The sequence below is a fragment of the Mongoliimonas terrestris genome (genome assembly GCF_001927285.1).
Classification (GTDB): Bacteria; Pseudomonadota; Alphaproteobacteria; order Rhizobiales; family Pleomorphomonadaceae; genus Chthonobacter; species Chthonobacter terrestris.
In genome coordinates this window covers 404,603-420,972 of record NZ_MSIG01000002.1, presented here as the reverse complement: position 1 = coordinate 420,972, position 16,370 = coordinate 404,603, and the positions used below count along the sequence as shown (strand labels likewise).

The 16,370-nt window shown below is 72.0% G+C and carries 15 protein-coding genes; 8 read left to right on the top strand and 7 right to left on the bottom strand.

Translation table 11 applies throughout. The features are described 5' to 3' along the window. Window positions 1-37 precede the first annotated feature (37 nt). Window positions 38-2,398 (top strand): ComEC/Rec2 family competence protein, encoded by a 2,361-nt coding sequence (locus BUQ68_RS04315; RefSeq protein WP_083656264.1) that lies wholly within the window; start codon window positions 38-40, stop codon window positions 2,396-2,398. On the opposite strand, the gene lexA is transcribed toward BUQ68_RS04315, so the two are convergent. The 6 genes from lexA to BUQ68_RS04285 all read right to left on the bottom strand — a co-directional run bounded on the left by lexA (window position 2,392) and on the right by BUQ68_RS04285 (window position 8,949). Continuing rightward, complete coding sequence (gene lexA, locus BUQ68_RS04310; RefSeq protein ID WP_075214690.1) at window positions 2,392-3,099, bottom strand: transcriptional repressor LexA; 708 nt, start codon at window positions 3,097-3,099, stop codon at window positions 2,392-2,394. The genes BUQ68_RS04315 and lexA overlap by 7 nt on opposite strands. 221 nt (window positions 3,100-3,320) lie before the next feature. Further along, a complete protein-coding gene (locus BUQ68_RS04305) occupies window positions 3,321-4,532 on the bottom strand; it encodes a molybdopterin molybdotransferase MoeA (protein ID WP_075214689.1) in 1,212 nt (403 codons plus the stop codon). 29 nt (window positions 4,533-4,561) lie between these two features. Further along, entirely contained in the window at window positions 4,562-5,044 is a 483-nt protein-coding gene (gene moaC, locus BUQ68_RS04300) for a cyclic pyranopterin monophosphate synthase MoaC (RefSeq protein ID WP_075214688.1), read from the bottom strand. Window positions 5,045-5,160: 116 nt separating this feature from the next. After that, window positions 5,161-5,952 carry an indole-3-glycerol phosphate synthase TrpC gene (trpC, locus tag BUQ68_RS04295; RefSeq protein WP_075214687.1) on the bottom strand — a complete coding sequence of 264 codons (792 nt, stop codon included), beginning with the start codon at window positions 5,950-5,952 and terminating at the stop codon, window positions 5,161-5,163. After that, window positions 5,949-6,974: an anthranilate phosphoribosyltransferase gene (gene trpD, locus BUQ68_RS04290; RefSeq protein ID WP_075214686.1), complete on the bottom strand. Its 1,026-nt coding sequence runs from the start codon at window positions 6,972-6,974 to the stop codon at window positions 5,949-5,951. The genes trpC and trpD overlap by 4 nt, the downstream gene beginning before the upstream one ends. Window positions 6,975-7,062: 88 nt before the next feature. Next, window positions 7,063-8,949, bottom strand: coding sequence for a SurA N-terminal domain-containing protein (locus BUQ68_RS04285; protein ID WP_075214685.1), 1,887 nt, complete (start codon window positions 8,947-8,949; stop codon window positions 7,063-7,065). A 246-nt stretch (window positions 8,950-9,195) separates the two neighbouring features. Here BUQ68_RS04285 and tpiA point away from each other — a divergent pair, with 246 nt between their 5' ends. From tpiA to BUQ68_RS04250, 7 genes are all read left to right on the top strand, one after another. Further along, window positions 9,196-9,942, top strand: a complete 747-nt coding sequence (tpiA, locus tag BUQ68_RS04280) for a triose-phosphate isomerase (protein ID WP_075214684.1) — start codon at window positions 9,196-9,198, stop codon at window positions 9,940-9,942. Window positions 9,943-10,542: 600 nt separating this feature from the next. Further along, a complete protein-coding gene (gene secG / locus BUQ68_RS04275; RefSeq protein ID WP_075214683.1) occupies window positions 10,543-11,172 on the top strand; it encodes a preprotein translocase subunit SecG in 630 nt (209 codons plus the stop codon). A gap of 239 nt (window positions 11,173-11,411) precedes the next feature. Then, entirely contained in the window at window positions 11,412-13,040 is a 1,629-nt protein-coding gene (locus tag BUQ68_RS04270; protein WP_075214682.1) for a CTP synthase, read from the top strand. Between the two features lie 59 nt (window positions 13,041-13,099). After that, a complete protein-coding gene (locus tag BUQ68_RS04265) occupies window positions 13,100-13,375 on the top strand; it encodes a hypothetical protein (protein ID WP_075214681.1) in 276 nt (91 codons plus the stop codon). Next, window positions 13,372-13,758 (top strand): type II toxin-antitoxin system VapC family toxin, encoded by a 387-nt coding sequence (locus tag BUQ68_RS04260; RefSeq protein WP_075214680.1) that lies wholly within the window; start codon window positions 13,372-13,374, stop codon window positions 13,756-13,758. Before BUQ68_RS04265 ends, BUQ68_RS04260 begins: the two co-directional genes overlap by 4 nt. 252 nt (window positions 13,759-14,010) lie before the next feature. Next, the gene (locus tag BUQ68_RS04255) at window positions 14,011-14,598 is read left to right on the top strand and encodes a GNAT family N-acetyltransferase (RefSeq protein ID WP_075214679.1); all 588 of its coding nucleotides are present in this window, start codon (window positions 14,011-14,013) and stop codon (window positions 14,596-14,598) included. 202 nt (window positions 14,599-14,800) lie between these two features. Further along, on the top strand, window positions 14,801-15,664 hold the full coding sequence (locus tag BUQ68_RS04250; RefSeq protein WP_075214678.1) for a VOC family protein: 864 nt from the start codon (window positions 14,801-14,803) through the stop codon (window positions 15,662-15,664). Between the two features lie 4 nt (window positions 15,665-15,668). On the opposite strand, the gene BUQ68_RS04245 is transcribed toward BUQ68_RS04250, so the two are convergent. Next, a complete protein-coding gene (locus tag BUQ68_RS04245) occupies window positions 15,669-16,355 on the bottom strand; it encodes an HAD hydrolase-like protein (protein ID WP_075214677.1) in 687 nt (228 codons plus the stop codon). Window positions 16,356-16,370 lie beyond the last annotated feature (15 nt).

The window sequence follows — 16,370 nt, the reverse complement described above, 5'->3', positions numbered from 1 at the left end:
CGAGACACGCGACGCGGCAAAAGGTTGGACCCCCGGAATGAGCCTGCGCCCGTTCCCCCGATCCACGAGCCGCACCCCCGCCGGTCCGCCCGATGCCAAGCCCTCCGTCGCGCCAAGGCGGTTCGCCCGGTTCAGCGGATCGTGGCGCCGCCCGCGCGCCACCCTTGGCGGTCGGATCCAGGCGGGTCTTGCTGCCGCCGGTCGCGCCGTCGGCGCGATCCGCGCCGGCATGCGGGCGGATCTGGCGGCCGGTCGTGGCTTTCTCGCCCTGCCGGTGGCGCTCGCCGCCGGCATCGGCCTCTGGTTCTTCGCGCCGCCCCTTCCGCTGCCGCTCGCCATAGTGCTCGCCGGAGGCGCGGTCGCGGCCGCCATGGTGGCCGACCGGATCGGCCGGCCGTCGCTCCTCCTCGCTCTCCTGGCGGCAGCGTCCACCGGGTGGCTGGCGACCGACCTCTCCGTCCGACGGCTCGACGCACCCCGCCTGGAACGGCCGACCAGCGGCGTCGTCCTCGGCCATGTGGAGACCGTAGAGGACCGGGAAAGCCGCGGCGTCCGCACCGTGATCCGCGTCGCCGGGTTCGATCCGCCGCGCCGGACCCCGCCGCCGCACCGGATCCGCGTCACCGTCCGGCAGGCCGACGCGCTCAAGGCGCTGGCGCCGGGTGCCGCCGTCCGCCTCGCCGTCCGGCTGGAACCGCCGTCGCCGCCGCTCTATCCGGGCGGCTATGATTTCGCCCGGGTCGCCTGGTTCGCCCGGATCGGCGGCACCGGCTTTGCGATCGGCCCACCGGAGCCATGGCCGGACGCGCCGCCGCCACCCATGGCAGTCGCCGTCATGGCCAAGGTCCAGGCCTTCCGCGCCCGCGTGGCCGCCCATGTACGCGCCACGCTGCCGGGCGACACCGGCGCCATCGCGGCCGCGCTCCTCGTCGGCGACCGAGGGGCGATCGAGCCCGAGACGGACGAGGCCATGCGGATTTCCGGATTGTCCCATGTGCTCTCCATCTCCGGCCTTCACATGTCGCTGGTCGCCTTCGGCCTCTTCAATGCCATCCGATTCGCTGCCGCCCTGGTGCCGCCGGTCGCCCTCCTCCTTCCGGTGAAGCGAATCGCGGCGGCGATCGCGCTTGCCGGGGCGCTCGGCTACCTCCTCGTCTCCGGCATGAGCACGGCGACGGTGCGCAGCGCCGTCATGGTGGCCGTCGCCCTCGTTGCCGTGATGATCCACCGCCGCGCCCTGTCGCTGCGCACCGTGGCGGTCTCCGCTCTCCTCATCTTCGTCCTCGACCCGGTCGCCGTGCTCGATCCGGGTGCGCAGATGTCCTTCGCGTCGGTCGCCGCCCTCATTGCCGCCTATGAGGCCTGGACCGCCCGCCGCCCGCCGCGCCCGCCCCCGGACGTGAGCCGGATCGCCCGCGCCGCCACGGCCCTCGGCGCCTTCGTGGCGGCGTCCATGGCGTCGTCCCTGGTCGCGGGGCTCGCCACCGGTCCGATCGCGCTCCACCATTTCGGCCGCGTGGCACCGCTCGGCGTCGTCGCCAACCTCCTGGCGACGCCGCTCGTCACCCTGGTCATCATGCCGTCCGGCCTCCTCGCCGCGCTTCTCATGCCCTTCGGCCTCGAAGCCCCGGCGCTCCACCTGATGGGCGCGGGCATCGACGGCATGGTGGCCATCGCCGACCGGGTGACCGCATGGACCCCCGGCGGCGGCGGGTTCGGCCGGCCGGCCCTGGCCGGCACGCTCCTGATGGCGGCGGGCGGCCTCTGGATGATCATCTGGACGGCGCCGGCCCGCTGGCTCGGCCTTGCGCCCATCCTCGCCGGCCTTGCCGTCGCGCCGCTGGAGCCGCGGCCCGACCTCGTCGTCTCCGCCACCGGCAACCGGGCGATGGTGGCCCTCGCCGACGGATCGCTTGCCGTGCTCGGCCGCGCCGACGCCTTCGAGACAGGCCTCTGGCTCGCCGCCCGCGGTGAAGCGCTCGGCACCGACGACCCCCGCCTCACCCAAGGCGTGCGCTGCGATCCGGACGCCTGCGTGCTGGCGGCGCCCGACCCGAGCGACCAGACCGACGACGCCCCCTCAGCAGCCGACGCCGCGCCGCCCGGCCAACGCCCCACGCTCGTCGCCCTGGTGCGCCGACCCGTGGCCTTCGCGGACGAATGCGCGACCGCGCGCCTCGTGGTCACACCGCTTGAAGCGCCCGCCTGGTGCCGCAAGCTCACCCGCGTCATCGACGCCCGCGACCTTGCCGGTCAAGGTGCCCGCACCTATGCCATTCGTCCGGGCACCGACCAGCGCGGCGCCCTCCGGCTGACGCCGCTCGCCGCGTCCGTCTCCGGGCCGCGCCGACCTTGGCATCTGCCGCCGACTGAAGCCGACCGGACGGACCGTCAGTAGCGCCGCATCAGCGCGACCAGCTTGCCCTGGATGCGCACCCGGTCCGGTCCGAAGATGCGGGTCTCGTAGGCCGGGTTGGCGGCTTCCAGCGCGATCGACGCGCCCTTCTTCCGCAGCCGCTTCAGGGTGGCTTCCTCGTCGTCCACCAGGGCCACGACGATGTCGCCCGTGTCGGCCGAATCGGATTTGCGGATCACCACCGTGTCGCCGTCGAGGATGCCGGCCTCGATCATCGAATCGCCGCGCACCTCCAGGGCGAAATGCTCGCCGGCGGAGATGAGGTCGATCGGCACGTGCACCGTGTGGGAATGGTTCTGGATGGCCGAGATCGGCACGCCGGCCGCGATCCGGCCCATCACCGGCACCGGCAGCGTGTCGCGCTCCGCGACGGGCTCCACGGCCGGGGCGGGCCTCGGCTTGCCGAGGGTGCCTTCGATCACCGCCGGTTCAAACCCGCGGCGCGGGCGGCCGAGGGACGACTGCACCGATTCGGGCAGTTTCACCACTTCCAGGGCGCGCGCCCGATTGGGCAGGCGGCGGATGAAGCCCCGTTCCTCCAGCGCCGTGATCAGCCGGTGGATGCCGGACTTGGACTTCAGGTCCAGGGCGTCCTTCATCTCGTCGAACGACGGCGGCACGCCGGATTCCTTCAGGCGTTCGTGGATGAACATCAGGAGCTCGAACTGCTTTTTCGTCAGCATACGGCCCTCGTTCGCGCGGGTCAGGCGGCGGGTTGGCGACAGGCGTCTCGCAGCCTGCGGCGCGAGTGGTTGATGGTTCGCACCAAGCTCGGTACAAAACACGAACAGGGTTAGCATGTTCTGCCTGCGTTCCGCAAGCGTGCCGTCACGGATCGCGCCTGTGGCCGTTCGTTCCCGTGCGGTTTTTTGCCGGGGCGCTGTCGGCTGGTCCGGCGCGTGCGTCAGCCCCGGTCGAGCCGGATCACCCGGCACGTTTCGCCCGCCCGCGCGGCCGGGGCGTGCGGCTCGCGCACGATCAGAGCGTCCGCGGCGGCGAGGGTCGACACCATGGAGCTGTCCTGCACGTCGAATGCGTCCACCACCGGCCGGCCGTCCGCCTCGCCGACGATGCGGGCGCGCAGATAGTCCTGCCGCTGGTCGTTGGCCCGAAGGTCGCCGCCAAGCACGGCCGCCTCGGTGCGGGGCAGGGGGTTCGGCTCGCCGAGAAGCGCGCGCACCAGCGGCATGAGGAAGAGGATGCCGCAGACGAGCGTGCTCACCGGGTTGCCCGGCAGGCCGAGCGCCCGCACCGCGCCGCGCCGGCCGACCATCAGCGGCTTGCCGGGCCGCATGGCGATCTTCCAGAAGTCGAGGTCGACGCCCTCCGCCGCGAGCGCCGGCCGGGTCAGGTCGTGGTCGCCCACCGACGCACCGCCGAGCAGGCACACCACGTCCGCGCCGCCGTCGAACGCCGTCGCCAGACGCGCGCGGATCTCGGGCAGCACGTCCGGCGCGATGCCGAGGTCCACCGGCTTTGCCCCGAGCGCGGCCAGCATGGCCGCGAGCCCGAAACCGTTGGAGGCGACAATCTGGTTCGGCCCGATCGGCGCGCCGGGGCGCACTAGTTCGTCGCCGGTCGCGATCAGCGCCACCTTCGGCCGCCGCCGCACGGACAGCGTCGCGTGGTTGGCCGCGGCGGCGAGCGCGATCCGCCGGCCGTCCAGCCGCGTGCCGGCGCTCAACAGTCGGTCGCCGGCGCGGAAATCCAGGCCCTCCCGGCGCACATGGCGGCCGCGCATCTCGGCCTGAAGGGGCCGGATGGAGGCGCCGTCCCGGTCGGCGTTCTCCTGGATCAGCACCGTGTCGGCGCCGTCCGGCATGGGCGCGCCGGTGAAGATCCGCACGGCCTCGCCGATCCCGACCGTGCCGGCGAACCGGTGCCCCGCGGCCGCCTCGCCGACGAGCGTCAGCACGCCGCCGCCGTCAAGGTCCTCGGCGCGCACCGCATAGCCGTCCATGGCCGAAACGGCGAACGGCGGCTGGGTGCGGAGCGCTACAAGGTCCTCCGCCAGCACCCGGCCGGCCGCGGCCTCCAGCGGCACGCGCTCCGCCGGCAGCGGGTCCACCCCGGCCAGCATGCGGGCCTGGGCTTCGGCAACAGGCATCAGAGCCATTGGCTTCGCCTCCTCGCGGCTTGGCCGCCTCAGGCGGACGCGGTCCACACGCCGGACTTGCCGCCGGTCTTTTCCAGAAGGCGGAGCCCCTCGATGCGCATGCCCTTCTCCACCGCCTTGGCCATGTCGTAGATGGTGAGGCAGGCGACCGACGCCGCCGTCAGCGCCTCCATCTCCACGCCGGTCTGGCCGGTCACCCGCACGGTGGCGGTCACCGTCAGGCCGGGGAGGGCGGGGTCGGGCACGATCTCCACCGCCACCTTGGTGACGGCGAGCGGATGGCAGAGCGGGATCAGCTCGTGGGTGCGCTTGGCCGCCATGATGCCGGCGATGCGCGCGGTCGCCACCACGTCGCCCTTCGGCACCGCGCCGTCCATGATGGCGGCCAGCGTCTCGGCGCGCATCACCACGCGGCCTTCGGCCACCGCCGTGCGGGTGGTGGCGGCCTTGTCGGTCACGTCCACCATGGCGGCGGCGCCGCGGGCGTCGAGATGGGTCAGCTGGTCGCTCACGGGCGCGCATTCCTCGTCGGTCGGGCGGCGGAGTGTAGACGCCGCCCCGCCGGCGCGAAAGCCCGCCGGCCTTGCACCAAAGCGGGAGGCGGCCGCCCCGGCGGCCCTAGTCCGGGTCAGATGCCGAGCAGCGTCCGGGTCGCGGCGGCCACGTCGTCCTGGCGCATCAGGCTCTCGCCCACCAGGAAGGTGGTCACGCCGGCCTTCGCCATGCGGTCGAGGTCGGCGGTTGTGAAGAGGCCGGATTCGCCCACCACCATCCGGTCGGCCGGCACCAGCGGCGCCAGCGCCTCGGTGGTCTCCAGCCGCGTCTCGAAGGTGCGGAGGTTGCGGTTGTTGATGCCGATCAGCGGGGAGGAGAGCGTCAGCGCCCGCTCGGTCTCCGCCGCGTCGTGCACCTCGATCAGCACGTCCATGCCGAGGTCGTAGGCGGTCTCCTCCAGCGCATGCGCGAGGTCGTCGTCGACGGCGGCGAGGATGATCAGGATGGCGTCGGCGCCCCAGGCGCGCGCCTCGAACACCTGGTAGGGCGAGAAGAGGAAATCCTTGCGGAGCGCCGGCAGCCCCGTCGCGGCGCGCGCCGCGGTCAAGTAGTCCGGCCGGCCCTGGAAGGACGGCGTGTCGGTCAGCACCGACAGGCAGGCCGCGCCGCCCGCCTCGTAGGCGCGGGCGAGCGCCGGCGGGTCGAAGTCCGCGCGAATGAGCCCCTTCGACGGGCTCGCCTTCTTGATCTCGGCGATCAGCCCGTAGCGGCCCTCCGCCTTCGCCCGCTCCAGCGCCGCCCGGAAGCCGCGCGGCGGGTCGGCGGCAAGCGCCATGTCCTTGATGCGCGCGAGGGGGATCGCGGCCTCCGCGGCGGCGATCTCCTGGCGCTTGTATTCCTCGATCCGGGTGAGGATGTCGCTCATGCGTCCGCCGGCGGGTTGGAGGCGCGCTTCAGCGCGTCGAGCACGCCGCGCGCGGCGCCGCTGTCGATCGACCGGGCGGCGAGCATCGCGCCCTCCTTCAGGCCTTCTGCCCGGCCCGCCACCAGGAGGGCGGCGCCGGCGTTCATCAGCACCGTGTCCCGGTAGGCGCCGGGCGCCCCGTCGAGGAGGGCGAGGAGTGCGGCGGCGTTCTCCTCCGCCGTCCCGCCCTTCACGGCGTCCTTCGGATGGCCGGGCACGCCCGCGTCCTCCGGTGTGATGTCGAACGAGCGGAGCGCGCCGTCCTTCAGCTCGGTCACCCGCGTCGGGCCGGCCGTGGTGATCTCGTCGAGCCCGTCGGAGCCGTGCACCACCCACACCGCCTCGGACCCGAGGTCGCGCAGCACCGCCGCCACCGGCTCCAGCCAGGGGGCGGCGAACACGCCGACCAGCTGGCGCCGCACGCCGGCCGGGTTGGAGAGCGGCCCCAACAGGTTGAAGATGGTTCGCGTGCCGAGCTCCACCCGGCTCGGCCCCACGTGCTTCATGGCCGCGTGGTGTGCCGGCGCGAACATGAAGCCGCAGCCCGCCTCCAAAATGCAGCGGGCGATCTGGTCCGGCGAAAGATCGATGCCGACGCCGAGCGCGGCGAGCACGTCCGCCGAGCCGGAGCGCGACGACAGCGCCCGGTTGCCGTGCTTGGCCACCGGCACCCCGGCGCCCGCCGCCACGAAGGCGGACGCGGTGGAGATGTTGAGGCTGCCCGAGGCGTCGCCGCCGGTGCCGACGATGTCGAGGGCGTCCGCCGGGGCGGCGACGCGCAGCATCTTCGCCCGCATCACCTCCACGGCGCCGGTCATCTCGTCGACCGTCTCGCCGCGCACCCGGAGCGCCATCAGGAAGCCGCCGATCTGGGCCGGCGTCGCCTCGCCCGACATCATCACGCCGAAGGCCGCCCGGGCCTCCTCCCGCGACAGGGCCGCGCCGGTCGCGACCTTGCCGATCAACGCCTTGAACTCGCTCATGGTGGTGACCTTCGCCCCCGCTTGTCCCCGTATCGCGCCGCCGATCGCCGCCGCCGCCCGCCACTCTGCGGACCGCCGCCGCCGGGCGTCAACGCCCCGAGACGCCGATCGCCAGATCCAGCGCCTGCTGGTTCACCGCAACGCCGAGGCTCGCCTGCAGGCCGTCCACGTAGCGGGTGATCAGGCTCTCGCGCATCTCTTCGCTGAAGGCGGTCGCCACCTCGGCGTTGCCCGCCTCCTCGGCGAAGAAGGGCGGCACCACGGCGTTCACCACCTGCAGCACGATCTGCCGCCCGTCGTCCGCATCCACGGACGTCACATAGCCGTCCGGCCCGCCGAACGCCGCGTCGACGCCCACCTCGCCGAGCCCCGGCAGATCGCCGTTGCGGGCGAAGGCCGGCGAGCGGGTCACCGTCAGCCCGGCGCCGGCGGCCGCCTCGGCGAAGGGCTTGCCGCCCTTCACGTCCGCCACCAGCTGGTCGGCCCGTTCGGCCAGCCGCTCGGCCGCCTGATCGTTGGTCCAGCGTTCCACCACCTGGTCGGACACCTCCTCCAGGGTGCGGTCGCGGGCCGGCGTCACCGACACCACCTCGAACCACGCATAGCCCCGGCCGGTCACCGCCAGCGGGTCGTTCTCCACGCCCACGTCGCTCTCGAAGGCCGCCGCCAGCAGCCCCTCGGCGTCCGGCAGCATCACCATCTGGCCGGCCGGGTCCGTGCCCTCGGCCGACACCGCCTCGATGGTCTGCAGCGTCAGGCCGAACCGGTCCGCCACCTCCTGCAGGGTGGCGCCGCCCGCCCGCGCGTCCTCGATCTCCTGCTCGGTCTCAAGCAGCGTCCGCTCGGCGGTCCGCTGCGCGATCGCGTCGCGGATCCCGCCCGCCACCGCCTCGAACGGCTGGATGCTCTCCGGCACCACCTCGGTCACGCGCACCAGCGCGCCGCCGAAGCGCGCCTTCACCGGGGCGCTCACCGTGTTCGGGGCGAGCCCGAAGGCCACGTCCGCCACCGCCGGGTCCACCATGGCGCTCTTGGCCAGGAGCCCCAGGTCCAGGTCCGTCGCCGACAGCCCGCGCTCCTCCGCCACCGCCTCGAAGGTCGTGCCGCCGGCGATCCGCGTGGCGGCCGCCTCGGCCTCCTCCACGGTCGGGAACAGGATCTGCTGCACCCGCCGCTGCTCCGGCTGGCCATACTGGCCGCGCGTGCGCTCGTATTCGGCCCGCGCCGCCTCGTCGGTCACCGCGGAGGGGTCGGCGAGCGCGGCCGGCGTCAGCGCCACCACCTGCAGCTTGCGATATTCCGGCGCCCGGAAGGCGGCCTTGTTCTCTTCAAAGTAAGCGGTCCGCTCGTCCTCCGTCGGCGGCGCGATCGGCTCCACGGCGGCGCGCTCCAGCACCACATAGTCCACCGTCCGCACCTCGTTGCGGAACCGCGCGATCGGCTCCACGAGGGCCGTCGGCACCCGGAGGCCGCCGACGAGACCTTCGAACACCTGCTGGCGGATGGTCAGCTCGCGCTGGTCGGCCAGATACTGCACCTCCGTCAGCCCCGCCTGCCGCAGCAGCTGCTGGAACTGCGCCCTATTGAACTGGCCGCCCGTGATGAAGGACGGGTCCGCCGCGATCGTCGTCGCCACCGTCTGGTCCGAGACGCCGAGCCCCAGGCGCCGCGCCGATTCCGTCAGCGTCGCCTCCGCCATCATCCGGCCCAGCACCCGCTGCGGCAGGCCGAACTGCGCCGCCATGTCTGCCGTCAGCGGCTGGCCGATCTGGCGCGACAGCGCCTGCAGCTCGCGCTGGTAGGTGCTCTGGAAGGCCGGCAGGTCGATCTCCGTGTCGCCCACCTCGGCGACGGCGCGGGTCTGCCCGCCCCGGAACACGTCCGCGATGCCCCAGATGGCGAAGGAGAGAACCAGGAGGCCGAGAAGGATCTTGGCGACCCAGGTGGTGGCGCCGCGGCGCAGAGCGTCAAGCATTGATCCGTCCGATGAAGGAGGGGCGCCGCCCGGCGCCGGTCCCATGTCTGTCGTCAGGCGCCGGACCCCCCGGCGCGAAGCGGGCGGATCATAAGGACGCCGCCCGGCCGACACAAGGCGACCCGCCAGTGCGCCTTCCACCCCGGGCAGCCCCCCTCCGCCCGCCAGCCGATGCACCAAACGCCCAATGGCCGACACCGCGCACTTGGGCTAGAGCCGGATCCTCGTCAAAAGGAGTAGTCCCCCATGGTCCACCGCACCCCGCTCGTCGCCGGCAATTGGAAGATGAACGGCCTCAAGGCCTCCATGTCCGAGTTCGACGCCATGGCGGAGCGGCTGGACCCGGCGCTCGCTGCCCGCGTGGAGGTGCTCATCTGCCCGCCCGCCACCCTCGTCGCCGCCTTCGCGGCCCGCGGCACCCTCGCCGTTGGCGGCCAGGACTGCCACGCGGAATCCGCCGGCGCCCACACCGGTGACATCAGCGCCGAGGCCCTGAAGGACGCCGGCTGCGCCTTCGTGATCGTCGGCCATTCGGAGCGCCGCGCCGACTACGGCGAGACCGACGCGGTCGTCCGCGCCAAGGCCGAGGCCGCCTGGCGCGCCGGCCTCGCCGCCATTGTCTGCGTCGGCGAGACCCGCGCCGAGCGCGAGGCTGGCCAGACCCTTTCGGTCGTCGGCACCCAGCTCGCCGGCTCCTTGCCGGACGGCGTCACGGGCGCCAACACCGTCGTCGCCTACGAGCCCGTCTGGGCCATCGGCACCGGCCTCACCCCCACGACCGCCGACGTCGCGGAGGTGCACCACGCCATCCGGGGCGCGCTCGTGGCGCGCTTCGGCGAGGCCGGCGCGGCGGTCCGAATCCTCTACGGCGGCTCCGTCAAGCCGTCGAACGCCCGCGAGCTCATGGCCGTCCCCGACGTCGACGGCGCCCTCGTCGGCGGCGCCAGCCTGAAAGCCGCCGACTTGCTCGCCATCATCGACGCCTACCGCTGAGCAAGGGCGCGGTCGTCGCTTCGTCTCCCGTGTAGGGGAGGGCGGGAGGCTTGAAGGAGAGGGTGGAGGGCTTGAAGGAGAGGGCGCAACGAAAATGCCGTGGCAAAAGTGCCCCCCGCCCTGCCGCAACATCCGTCATGGTCCGCGAAGGCGGACCACCCACGCATTTGCGCAAGCACCCCGGCGCCCGTTCGGCGATCGTTCAATGCGTGGCTGGTCCGCCTTCGCGGACCATGAGGATCTTGGAGTTCATGGGCAGGCGATCGCCTCACCCCCACCTCCAACCGACCCCCTCTCCCCTTGAGGGAGAGGGTTGGGGAGAGGGGGAACCTCCGCCCCTAACCGCCCAGCCCCTCCACCCCCAACCGCCCCATCCCCTCCGCCAACTCCCCATTCCCCCAACCTTCCCGCATCCCCACCCTGGTGCCGGAACGCCCGTCGCCTTATCTACCGGCATCGGCCGTCGGGCCCATAGCCACGGCGAGGGTGGAAAGCCGACGAGCCTTCGTGTACAACGCCGCCGGCTCGAGTACCCGCGAGGGCCCGTTGGCGCGTGCGCCGCCCTCGTGCCGTGCTTTCTGGACAAGGTTTCCTGACCTCATGCAAACGGTTCTTCTCGTCGTCCACCTCATGGTGGTGGTCGCCCTGGTCGGCGTCGTACTCCTGCAGCGCTCCGAAGGTGGTGCGCTCGGTATCGGCGGCGGCGGCGGGTTCATGACCAGCCGCGGCACGGCGAACGTTCTCACCCGCACCACCGCCATCCTGGCGACCGTGTTCTTCCTCACCTCGCTCGCCCTCTCCGTGCTGCCGCGCTTCATGGGCGACGCGGGATCCGTGTTCGACACCGTACCGGGCGCCACCGCGCCGGCGACCGATCCGGGCGCCGTCGGCGGCGGCAGCGGCGGCGTGCTCGACGACCTCAACCAGCTGCGGCGGACCCCCGCGCCGGGCGCGCAGATCCCGGAAGCGCCGGCCGGCGCCCCGCAGGTCCCCGCCGTTCCGGCTCCGGCCGCGCCGTCGGGCGGCGCCACCCTCGACCAGGCTCCCGTGACGCCGGACGTGCCGGCCGCCGACGCGCCCTTCACGGTCGATCCGGCACCGGCCGCACCCGCGCCCGGCGCGCCGACACCCCCCGCCGCGACCGCGCCCGAGGCGCCGGCTCCGGCGGTCCCGCCGGCCGTGACCGCGCCCGAATCGCCGGCGCCGACCGCGCCGACGCCGGGTCAGTGAGGACGGTCCGTCCGTTCTTCCGCGCCCGCTCCGCGCGTCTTCGGCCGCCTGCCTCCGGCGGCCGTTCCGGTGGCCGGCCTTCAGGCACGGCCGCCGTCCTTCGGGACCCGATCCGATCCGGAACGCCGGCCGCGTGGCGACAGTCCTTCGCCGCGTCGGCCTCGGGCGTTTTTGAAAGGTGCGGATAACCCGAAAAGCCGTCTTCGCTGCAGTCTGAATTACGGATAGGTTCAAGGCCCATGGCGCGGTACATCTTCATCACCGGCGGCGTGGTTTCGTCCCTTGGCAAGGGTCTTGCCTCGGCCGCGCTCGGCTCTCTCCTGCAGGCCCGCGGCTACAAGGTCCGCCTGCGCAAGCTCGATCCCTACCTCAACGTCGACCCCGGCACGATGTCGCCCTATCAGCACGGCGAAGTGTTCGTGACCGACGACGGCGCCGAGACGGACCTCGACCTTGGCCACTACGAGCGCTTCACCGGGCGCCCGGCCACCAAGCAGGACAACATCACCACCGGCCGCATCTACCAGGAGATCCTCGCCAAGGAGCGGCGGGGCGACTATCTCGGCGGCACCGTGCAGGTGATTCCCCACGTCACCGACGCCATCAAGGCCTTCGTGCTCGACGGCAACGACGACGTGGACTTCGTCCTCACCGAGATCGGCGGCACCGTCGGCGACATCGAGGCGATGCCCTTCCTGGAATCGATCCGCCAACTCGGCAACGAGCTGCCGCGCGGCCAGTGCGTCTACATCCACCTGACGCTCATGCCCTGGATCCCGTCCGCCGGCGAGCTGAAGACCAAGCCGACCCAGCATTCCGTGAAGGAGCTCCGCTCCCTCGGCATCCAGCCCGACATCCTGCTCGTGCGCTGCGACCGGCCGATCCCGGACGGCGAGCGGCGCAAGCTTTCGCTCTTCTGCAACGTGCGCCAGAGCGCCGTCATCCCGGGCCTCGACGTTTCGTCCATCTACGAGGTGCCGCTCGCCTACCACCAGGAAGGCCTCGACACCGAGGTGCTGGCCGCCTTCGGCATCACCGGCGCGCCGGCGCCGAACCTCGAGCGCTGGCAGGGCATCGTTAACCGGGTCAAGAACCCGGAAGGCCAGGTCAACATCGCCGTGGTCGGCAAGTACACGGTGCTGAAGGACGCCTACAAGTCGCTGATCGAGGCGCTCGTCCACGGCGGCATCGCCAACAATGTGCGCGTCAACATCGAGTGGATCGAGAGCGAGATCTTCGAGAAGGAGGATCCGACGCCCTATCTGGAGCACGTCCACGGCATCCTGGTGCCGGGCGGCTTCGGCGAGCGCGGCTCGGAAGGCAAGATCCGCGCGGCCGGTTTCGCCCGCACCCGCAAGGTGCCCTATTTCGGCATCTGCTTCGGCATGCAGATGGCCGTCATCGAGGCGGCCCGCTCGCTCGCCGGCATCGACGACGCCACCTCCACCGAATTCGGCCCGGCCGAGCACCCGGTGGTCGGCCTGATGACCGAGTGGCTGAAGGGCAACGCCCTTGAAAAGCGCAAGGCCGACGGCGACCTCGGCGGCACGCTCCGGCTCGGCGCCTACGAGGCGCGCCTCGCGCAGGACTCCAAGATCGCCGCCATCTACGGCTCCGATCGCATCTCGGAGCGTCACCGCCACCGCTACGAGGTGAACATCGACTATCGGGAGAAGCTGGAAGCCTGCGGCCTCGTCTTCGCCGGCCTCTCGCCGGACGGCGTCCTCCCGGAGACCGTCGAGATCAAGGACCACCCCTGGTTCATCGGCGTCCAGTACCACCCCGAACTGAAAAGCCGCCCCTTCGAACCCCACCCCCTCTTCGCCAGCTTCATCGAAGCCGCGATGGAGCAGAGCCGGCTGGTCTGACGGGCGGGGCGTTCTCCCCGGCGTCGTCCTGCGCTAGACTGCCTGCGGAGGTGCCGCTCGTGAACGCCCGCGACAAGTCCGCTCTCGACCGCTTCGCCCGCCGGGTCGCCCTGGCGGACGCGCTCGTCCGCGCCGACGACCTCGACGACGAAGGGCTGGCGGCGTTGGAGCGGTCGATTGCCGAGCTATCGCCAACGGCGCGCGAACGGCTGAATACGCCACCGTCGGCGACGCGGCGCCTGAGCTACGGCCTGTTGCGTGGCGAACTCGTTGTTCCGGACAGTTTTTTTGATCCTCTGCCGGAAGACGAGTTGAGAGCTTGGGAGGGCGATTGAAAATCCTCCTCGATACTCACGTCATTTTATTCATCTACAGCGAGGAGAACAGAATCTCGTCAAATGCACGTCGAGCACTGGACGACGCAGCGAATGAGTTGATCGTCAGCGCCATTTCGATCTACGAAATTGTACGAAAGCATATGATTGGGAAACTTCCTCAGGCCGGTCGTTTCATCTCTGACTGGCAAGCGATCCTGGCACGGGATGGTTTCACGCTGATCGACCTCAGACCGGACGAGGCCGCGTGCGCCGCCGCCTTCCCCTCCACCCACCGCGACCCCTTCGACCGCATGCTCGCGGCCCAGGCGCTCGTGAACGGGCTTTTCCTGCTCTCCGCCGACACGGCTCTCGACGGCTTTGGGGTGGAGCGGCTCTGGTGAGAGCTACGGTCCGCCTCGCAAACAGCAGCCACGCCGGTCACGGATGACGCAGGTCCTCTCCCGGAGTGGCTTGGCGCAATCCCAGTCAGCGGGCGAACCGTTGCAGCCGCGGTAGACCCGGTGAAACCCTCGGCACGTCAGCCTGTGTGAGCGTGCGGGGCCTGCAAAAGAACCCGCTACTCGCTCCTGACATTTCCCGATGGTTCGTCCGGTAGACTGTCCATCCCGAGACAGCATCGGAGACCAGACCCCGTGGCGCCTGAAACGACCGCAATCCACCCGCTGACCCCCGATCGTTGGGACGACCTCGTCGATCTTTTCGGACCCGAACGGGGCGCCAATTCCGGCTGCTGGTGCCTCTGGCCGCGGCTCCAGGGCGGGGACTGGAAGGCGATGTCCCGCGAGGCCCGTCGCGACGGCTTCCACGGCATCGTCGATCGGGGGCCCGCGCCGGGCCTCCTTGCCTATGACGGCGACCGGGCGGTCGGCTGGTGCGCGGTGCGTCCCCGGCCCGAATACCTTCGCTTCCAGACCGCCAAGGCGAGCCGCCCCACCGACGGTTTCGACGGTGACGACGTCTGGGCCATCACCTGCTTCTTCATCCGCAGCGGCCACCGCAAGCAAGGGCTGACGTCCGTCCTGGCCGAGGCCGCCGTGGATCTGGCCAGAGCCTCCGGCGCCCGCGCGGTCGAGGCCTGCGCGCTCGATCCGGACCGGCCGGCGATATGGGGCGAGGGCTTCGTGGGTTTCACGCCCGTCTTCACCCGCCTCGGCTTCGTCGAAGTCGCCCGCCGCTCCCCCCGTCGCCCTTTGATGCGCCTCGTCCTTCATGAAGCGTGACGATCCCCACGGCGTGCCGAGGCTGACGGACCGCCGGCGCCTCCCAGCGCGACCGCACATCTCCCGCCATTAAGCAGAAATGACAATAATCTGCCCTTCGATCTTCTCACCGGGGCGGTGGGTTGCCATGGTTCCGGTGTCACCGGTGGTTGCCCCGACTCACTGGCCAATGTCTCCCCTCCGGTACTGAAGGACACCCCCCTTGCCCCGTGCGATCGACCACCTCGTCATGCCGGTCCGTGATCTCGGCGTCGCCCGCGCCCGGTTCCAGACGCTCGGCTTTCTGACCACGCCGGTGGCGCGTCATCCCTGGGGCACGGAGAACAGCCTCGTCCAGTTCCCTGGCGCCTTCCTGGAACTCCTCGCCGTGCCGGATCCCGCCGCCATCCCGGACGCGGAGCCGGGCGCCTTCTCGTTCGGCGCCTTCAACCGCGATGTCCTCGCCGTCCGCGAGGGCACGTCCATGCTGGTGCTGGAGAGCCGGAGCGCCGAAGCCGATCGCGCCGCCTTCATCGCCGCCGGCCTGCCGGTGTTCGCCCCCTTCCGCTTCGAACGGCAGGCGGCGCGGCCGGACGGCAGCGTGCGCACGGTGGCCTTTTCGCTCGCCTTCACCGCCTCGCCGCTGATGCCGGAGGTCGGCGCCTTCACCTGCGAGCAGCACTTTCCGGAGAACTTCTGGTCGGCCGATCTGCAGCGCCACCCGAACGGCGCCGCCGGCATCGAGCGCGTCGACCTGATCGCCCGCGACCCGACCGCCTTGGAGCCCTTCTTCACCGCCTTCGCCGACGCGCCCGCCGTCCGCACCCCGCCGCACGGCTTCGACATCGACACCGGCCGCGGCGTCCTCTCCGTCCGCACCCCCGGCGCGGCGAGCATCCTCTACGGGCTCGACACCCTGCCGGGCCTCTCCCCCACGCCGCGGATCGCCGTCGTCCGCATCAAGGGCACCGACCGGGGCGACATGGCCGACCGCGCCCGCGCCGCCGGCCTCACGACCCTGTCGCGCCCGTTCGGCACGCTCGTCCCGGCCTCCGATCTCTTCGGCACCACCTTCGTGTTCGGCTGATCGATCAGCCTGCCGCGCCGCCGCCCTCCAGAACCGCCGCCGCCAACCCGTCCATCCGATCCACCAGCCGGTCTGCGCCCGCCGCCGCCAATGCCGTAGGAAGCGTGTAGCCCCATGCGACGGCCACGAAGCGCACGCCCGCCTCGCGCGCCGCCTCCAGGTCGCGCAGCTCGTCGCCCACCAGCACGGCCTCGCCCGGCGCCACCCGGGCGGCGGCGAGCAGGCGCCGGATCGTCCGCCCCTTGCCGAACAGCGCCACCCCGCAGCCATAGTGGTCGATCCGCCCGGCGAGATCCGCGCCCAGCACCCGCCGCACCGTCGCCTCGCTGTTGGAGGTCGCCACCGCAATCCTCACGCCCGCCGCGACGAGATCCTCGATCATCTCCGCCGTGCCCGGAAACAGGCGGATCTCCTCGATTCGCGCCGCCATCCGCCGGCGCATGTCCGCGGCGATCGCCGGCACCTTCCAGAGCGGCACCTCCGCGCGGGCGAGAATCTCCCGCGCCCCGAGCGCCCGCAAGTCGTCCATCTCCTCCGGGCCGAACCGGCGGAAGCCATGCCGGTCGGCCACTGCGCCGAGGGTCGCGGCGAACACCGGAAAGCTGTCGGCGAGCGTGCCGTCGAAGTCGAACATCGCCAGCCTCGGCGCGCCCGGAACCGGGTTGCCGGGCGGCGGAACAGGGGCGGTCATCCATGGCACCTGCGG

Bases quoted from the DNA above. Each gene is read 5' to 3' on its own strand.
- BUQ68_RS04315 (WP_083656264.1), top strand. From the start codon at position 38: ATGAGCCTGCGCCCGTTCCCCCGATCCACGAGCCGCACCCCCGCCGGT.
- tpiA (WP_075214684.1), top strand. From the start codon at position 9,196: ATGGTCCACCGCACCCCGCTCGTCGCCGGCAATTGGAAGATGAACGGC.
- BUQ68_RS04285 (WP_075214685.1), bottom strand. From the start codon at position 8,949: ATGCTTGACGCTCTGCGCCGCGGCGCCACCACCTGGGTCGCCAAGATC.
- trpD (WP_075214686.1), bottom strand. From the start codon at position 6,974: ATGAGCGAGTTCAAGGCGTTGATCGGCAAGGTCGCGACCGGCGCGGCC.
- secG (WP_075214683.1), top strand. From the start codon at position 10,543: ATGCAAACGGTTCTTCTCGTCGTCCACCTCATGGTGGTGGTCGCCCTG.
- BUQ68_RS04245 (WP_075214677.1), bottom strand. From the start codon at position 16,355: ATGACCGCCCCTGTTCCGCCGCCCGGCAACCCGGTTCCGGGCGCGCCG.
- BUQ68_RS04270 (WP_075214682.1), top strand. From the start codon at position 11,412: ATGGCGCGGTACATCTTCATCACCGGCGGCGTGGTTTCGTCCCTTGGC.
- trpC (WP_075214687.1), bottom strand. From the start codon at position 5,952: ATGAGCGACATCCTCACCCGGATCGAGGAATACAAGCGCCAGGAGATC.
- lexA (WP_075214690.1), bottom strand. From the start codon at position 3,099: ATGCTGACGAAAAAGCAGTTCGAGCTCCTGATGTTCATCCACGAACGC.
- BUQ68_RS04305 (WP_075214689.1), bottom strand. From the start codon at position 4,532: ATGGCTCTGATGCCTGTTGCCGAAGCCCAGGCCCGCATGCTGGCCGGG.